At 60.0% G+C, this 6,000-nt stretch carries 5 protein-coding genes; all 5 read left to right on the forward strand.

Annotated elements, in window-relative coordinates; genetic code table 11:
• Position 1: 1 nt before the first annotated feature.
• A complete protein-coding gene (locus tag CS1GBM4_RS24380; RefSeq protein WP_186421356.1) occupies positions 2–241 on the forward strand; it encodes a helix-turn-helix transcriptional regulator in 240 nt (79 codons plus the stop codon).
• 71 nt (positions 242–312) lie between these two features.
• Positions 313–933 carry a hypothetical protein gene (locus tag CS1GBM4_RS24385; RefSeq protein WP_186421357.1) on the forward strand — a complete coding sequence of 207 codons (621 nt, stop codon included), beginning with the start codon at positions 313–315 and terminating at the stop codon, positions 931–933.
• Between the two features lie 685 nt (positions 934–1,618).
• Positions 1,619–3,376, forward strand: a complete 1,758-nt coding sequence (locus CS1GBM4_RS24395) for a site-specific integrase (protein ID WP_186421358.1) — start codon at positions 1,619–1,621, stop codon at positions 3,374–3,376.
• Positions 3,373–4,437 (forward strand): site-specific integrase, encoded by a 1,065-nt coding sequence (locus CS1GBM4_RS24400; RefSeq protein WP_186421359.1) that lies wholly within the window; start codon positions 3,373–3,375, stop codon positions 4,435–4,437. The genes CS1GBM4_RS24395 and CS1GBM4_RS24400 overlap by 4 nt, the downstream gene beginning before the upstream one ends.
• Positions 4,434–6,000, forward strand: a 1,567-nt coding sequence (locus CS1GBM4_RS24405) for a recombinase family protein (RefSeq protein ID WP_186421360.1), incomplete at its 3' end; no start/stop codon positions are given. The genes CS1GBM4_RS24400 and CS1GBM4_RS24405, both read left to right, overlap by 4 nt.

A 6,000-nucleotide genomic window follows, 5' to 3' on the forward strand; every position in this document is an offset into this window, starting at 1 on the left:
CATGGCATCTTTCCGTTCAGCTCGGCATCAAAGGTTGGCAGAGCTGCTCGCAGAATATCGCGTGCGCTCCAAGCTGCACCAAGCTGACGTAGCCGAGCAGCTGGGCCGCCATCAGCCATTTATCGCGAACATCGAGAGCGGCCAACGCCGGGTTGATGTGGTAGAGTTTCTTGCGCTGGCTCGCGTTATAGGCTTCGACCCACATGCGGCGCTTGATGTGCTGCTCGACGAGCCTGAATGACATTCGAGGAGCGCCAAGCACGTCGCGGAGGCAGCTTCAGTGGCAGATCCACGGAAGCAAAGGAGACGTTTGTGGACCTCTTGTTGACCCGGGCGGCATCGGCCGGGCACGCATTCAAGCGCGAAGTCATTGAGGAATTTGCGCTAGCCGTCGAGGATCTCTGCAGTTTCTATTGGCTAGAAAAAGGCAAGCGCAGACGACCCGCTGCAACCGCTAGGCATTTAAGAGCACTCGCCAAGTACTTATCGAAGGCCCGAGAGCACATTTCAGCATTAGATCGACACGGTCTTCTTATAATCTCGTCAAGCTTGAATACGGCCGACGGGGGCGACCTTGCAGAGGCAGCCGACTTGGCAGCTCAGATTCTATATTTTTCTCGGGCAGCGCAGAATGCAGCCGCAGTCGCCGAGCACGAAACCAAGCAGATCGGCGATTCAAGAGGAGGAAAAACCGCCGACTCTGCTTTGAGAGATTTAGTACTTCGTATAGCCATCAAATATGAAAAAATGATTTCCATTAAAATTACCCATACGGTTGATCCAAATACAGGAATCGGATCAAGTATATTTAACTTTACTGTATACAAAGCTTTTGATATATTTTCTCCGACACCGCAAGACATTCCTTATCGAGCCATAGACGAAGCGGTTAGATCTGCTGTCTCGGCTCTTAACGGCCGACATTCAAGATAATACAATAAATATAACTATTTTCTGCCTCCTAGAAAGAGGCAGCTCAGCTTGAGCTCCAGCAATCCTGCGCTGCCCCTAGCCTACATGTTGTTGTAACGCGCATTTTTGATCGAGTTAGCGCTTTAGAAAAAAGGCGCCGATCAACCGAAAAGTGCCTCCGTGGACACGACGGAGACCGCAATGACAGAAGCGCTCGATCAACATCGGTCAAGACGGATCAGCTCGACGCCCATGCCGCCTTTGCTTGTGCTGGTGCGGCTGCTTGCACGGCAACAAGCGATGGCTGTTTCCCCACAAGGGACGCTGAGATCTGCCCGTGTGGCTGGCCGCGCTCATGACTAGGAATCTGATCCCGCTGATGGGGCTTCCAGAACTTGCGGAACGATGGGGAGTCAATGTGAAGACTATTCGTCGCCTGATCGCAAGCAAGAAGCTCAACGCCGTTAGAATAGGAAGGTCTCTCCGCATTTCACACGACGAGATCGTCCGTTTCGAGAAGCGCAACTCCTTCTGACCTGCGGGCAGACGTGTCTGCCAACATCAAACAACTTCAATGGCTTGCCGCCCGTCGGGAAATCGTCCCCAGCCGAACGCCGTAAGATTGAACGTGTGCTAGTTCCCGTTTCGGCACGCGCGTCACCCAGCTTCCACTTCTTTCCATACCTGTCCACCAACGGAGTTCCCGATGGAGCAGACCGCTTTTGATTTTTCCTGGGCTGAGCCGGCTGAGGCGACGCCCGATTCCGCCAACGAGGTGCATTCCATCGCGCCGCCGCGTCGGGCGGCGACGATCGCCGACATCCATGCGTGCATCGCGGAGGACAACAGCCTGGCTGAAGGGCGCCGGCGTGATATTCTCTCTGGTCTGAACCGTTTCGGAGCGATCGCCGGCCGGTCGCTCGCCGAGATTCCCGCGACGGCGGCGGCGGTACGTGCGGTGTTCGCTGACGCAAAGCCCGCCAAGCTCGGCCTCAAGAAAAAATCGCTGCAGACGCTGCGCTCGAGCGTCGCTTTCGCTTTGAAGAGGTTTGCCCCTGTCGGGCCGAAAGGCGTCTCTGCGGTCAAACAGAACTGGAATCCCGAATGGGTCGCTCTGATCGGCCAGATCCAGATTCCTTTTCAGCGACACGGGCTCTCGCGTTTCGCAGAATTTTGCTCCCACCGCATGATGTCGCCGCCCGAAGTCAAGCCCGAAACGCTTGTGGATTTCTTAGCGGCACTAGCCGAATCGGAAGTGGTCAAGAACCCGAAGGATATCGTTCACAACACAATCTCGAGCTGGAATCGTGCAGCTCGCGAAACTCCCGGCTGGCCGCAAACCCGGCTGAGCTCTCCGACAAAACCGACATCCTACGTCTTGCCGCTCTCTGCGTTGCCCGCGGGCTTCCAATCAGACCTCGCCGCCTGGGAAAAGCGAGTGTCCGCAAAGCCGAAGGCCGCATCGATCTTCAGCGGAGAAGGGCTCCTGCGTCCTCTTCGGCCGGAAACAATCAAGAGTCAGCTCTTCATGTTCCGGCAGGTCGCGACCGCGCTCGTCAAATCGGGCGCGATGAAGCTGGACGAGATCGAAGGCCTGGCCAGCCTCTGCAATTCGGACAAGCTCCTTATAGCCTTGGAGTTCGAGTACGAGCGCCTCGGCAAGAAGGAGCGGCGCGTGCTCGAAATCGCGAGCAAGCTGCGGGTGTTGGCGAAGCACTTCGCACAGCTGACCCCGGAGCAGGCCGCCGGGTTTGACCGACTTTGCTCCAACCGCCCCAAGCGCCAGAATCAGATTACTGAGAAAAACAGACATAGGCTGGCGCAGTTTGACGACGACAAGAACTACCGCCTGCTGACAACGATGCCTGCGCGGGCGGCCGCTCAAGCACGGAAAATGAAGAACCCTTATCGCGCCGCCAAGCGGATGGAACAGGCCGTAGCGGTTTCCCTGCTCGTTCACGTCGCGCTGCGAGTGTCGACTTTGCGAAAGCTCCAACTCGACTGGCTGAAGTGGCAGCCGGACAACTCGTTCATCTTATCCATTCCGCCGGCAGCCATGAAGGGAAACCAGGCGTTAGAATTAGCGTTGAACGCCGGGGTCGGCGAGCTCATCCGGGAGCACCTGGAACGTCATCGGCCAGCCCTCCCCTCCTCGGATGGCGTCTATCTGTTTCCCGGCGAGAAGGGGGGGCCGCGATCAAAGAATGCGATGTATGAGCAGATCGTCGCTGCCGCAGCGGATGCTGGTCTTGAGATCAACCCGCACCTGTTTCGTCACCTCCTCCAAAAGGTCTGTGCCGAAATTGATCCAGCATCGATCGCAGATGTTTCTCGGGTCCTTGGCCATGCGTCGCCGTCCACGACCGCAACCTTCTATGCGGAACGGAACGGCAAAGCGGCGAGCCGACGCCTGGATCAAATCCTCGCCAAAAAGAGCGACCGTGGCGAGGGAGGCGAAGAATGAAACGCCGCAATATCGATCCAGCTCGGCGTTCGCTCCCGTTCGTAGAATGGCCGGAGATTGACAAAGAGCTATGGCAGTGCGCGACCCGGAAGCGCAGCCTCTTTGGCACGGAGGGCAAGGGCGCGGATTGGCGCCCGCAGACTCGCAGGACGAATATCCAGAACTATGGCCGCTTCCTCGGCTATCTCGCCTGGTCGGGCCAACTTGATGTCGAGCAGCGCCCAGCGGAGCGCGCGACGCCCGAGGCAGTCGAGGCATACTTTGATCACATCGCGCCGATCATGGCCCCAGCCTCTCAACTCTCATTGCTCGTCGGGCTAAAGGTGACGCTTCAAGCCATGCATCCCGAGCTCAGCTGGCGATGGCTTCAGGATGCTTGCAATCGACTGCAATCAATCGTAGCCGCCCGTCGGCAAGAGCGTAGCGATCTTCCTTCCATTATTCAGCTTGATCGCCTTGCCCGCAGGGAGCTCGCAGACGCGCAGAAGGCGCTTGGCGAAGGCTGCCCTACCCCAAAGGCTGCGACGCGCTTCCGCGACGCACTGCAGCTTGCCTTGCTCATTAGACGGCCGCTAAGGACCTTCAATTTCTCCAATTTGAGGATCGGCGCCGAGCTCATCCCAGCGGGCAGCAGTTGGAACATCAAGATTCCAGGCGAGCAAACGAAGACCGGAGCGCCGATCGAGATGCCCTTCCCTTCGGTCCTGCTCGATACCTTGACCTGCTACCTGGAAAGAGTACGGGTTCTTTTCCCGGCAGCCCGCACGTCCGACCACCTCTGGCTGTGCAAGTTCGGCGTCAATAGAAACCCCTACTGGCTGCATGAGCGGATCACCAAGTTAACTGCTCGGCTGACCGGGAGGCCTATCAACCCCCACCTGTTCCGCTCGATGGGCGCGACATTGTTGGCAGAGGACGCTCCCGACGACATCTTTGCCGCCGCCGATCTCCTCACGCACAAACATCGCTCGACCACCGAGCGCCACTACATTCGAGCCAAAAACCTCAAGGCCAGCCGCCGGGTCGGTGTTTTGCTGGACAAGGCGAGGGATCGCTCGTGATCAACCGCACCGCCATCTATGCCCGCTACTCCAGCGAGAACCAGCGCGATGCGTCGATCGAGGACCAGATCGAGCTGTGCCGGCGCTATGCGGCTGCTCAGGGTTGGCAGGTCGTCTCCGTATTCAGCGATCGCGCCATCTCAGGAACGACTATCGATCGGCCAGGGTATCAGGATCTGCTCGCGGAAGCCCGCCGCGGCAAGTTCGATGTGATTGTCGTCGAGGCACTGGACCGACTGTCGCGCAAGCTCTCGGAGATCGCCCGCCTCCACGACGAGTTGCAGTTCACCCGCATCGGCCTGCACGCTGTTAGCCTCGGGCGGATCGAGACGATGCATGTCGGTATGCTTGGGACGATGGCGCAGATCTACATCGCCGACCTGCGCGAGAAGACGCGGCGCGGCCAGCTCGGCCGCATCCTGCAGGGCCGCGCCGCCTCGGGGAAAGCCTTTGGCTACGACATCGTCCAGGGCGCCGAGCGCGGCGAGCGTGTGATCAATCAGGCCGAGGCGGCGACGGTCCGCAGAATCTTCCAGCTGTTTGCCAACGGCGTGAGCCCTCGCGGGATTGCCCACCGGCTCAACGGCGAAGCCATTCCCGGTCCCGATCGACGCCCATGGCTCGACACGACCATCCGCGGCCAGAAGGAGCGCGGTACCGGGATTCTGAACAATGAACTCTACGCGGGGGAGCTGGTTTGGAACCGCTGCTCTTATGTGAAGGATCCTTCGACCGGCCGACGCCTGGCGCGCCCGAACCCTCAGGAGCAATGGGAGCGCAGAAGCGTCCCCGAGCTACGGATCGTCGATGATGAGCTGTGGCAAGCCGCCAAGCGCCGCCAAGAGGCCACCGCCTTTGAGATGGGCCGCAATGAGGAAGGCAACGCCCTGAACCGCGCCCATCGGCGCCGGTACCTCTTGTCGGGCCTTCTCACCTGCGGCTGTTGCGGCGCCCGCTACACGCTGGTCGCGGCCGGGCGCTACGGCTGCGCTGGTCGGCGTTCCAAGGGCCTATGTCAGAACGAACGGACGATCGACCGCCGGGAGCTCGAGGAGCGGATCCTTTCGGCCTTGCGCGAGCAGTTGCTGACGCCGGAGCTGGTCGCCGAGTTCGCCCGTGCCTATCAGGAGGAGTGCAATCGCAGCGCCGCCGAGGCCGAGCGCCGGCAGACGGATGCTACTGCGGCGTTCGCAGCCATCCAGCGCAAGATCAACGGGATCATGGCGGCGATCGAGGACGGGCTTTACCAGCCGTCGATGAAGCAGCGCCTCGCCGAACTCGAGCGCGAGAAGTGCCTGTTGGGCGCCGAGCTATCTGATCCCGCGGAGCGCCCTGCAGTCCTGGTCCATCCCAACCTGGCGCAAGCCTACCGCCGGCGTGTGGCGGAACTGGAGAGCCTGCTGGAGGACCCTGACCTGCGGGACGAAGCGATTGAGGCGATCCGGTCGATGATCGAAACGACCGTGGTGGCGCCGTATGGCGGCGGTGGCGTCTCGCTTGAGCTGCACGGGGACTCAGCGCGGATTCTGGCGCTGTGCTCCGAACAAGCGAAAGCCCCGTCTC

The organism is Allobosea sp. CS1GBMeth4 (assembly GCF_900185715.1).
Taxonomy (GTDB): Bacteria; Pseudomonadota; Alphaproteobacteria; order Rhizobiales; family Beijerinckiaceae; genus Allobosea.

What these genes read in the sequence shown, in the direction of transcription:
- CS1GBM4_RS24380 (WP_186421356.1), top strand. Translation starts at nt 2, where the DNA reads ATGGCATCTTTCCGTTCAGCTCGGCATCAAAGGTTGGCAGAGCTGCTC.
- CS1GBM4_RS24400 (WP_186421359.1), top strand. Translation starts at nt 3,373, where the DNA reads ATGAAACGCCGCAATATCGATCCAGCTCGGCGTTCGCTCCCGTTCGTA.
- CS1GBM4_RS24395 (WP_186421358.1), top strand. Translation starts at nt 1,619, where the DNA reads ATGGAGCAGACCGCTTTTGATTTTTCCTGGGCTGAGCCGGCTGAGGCG.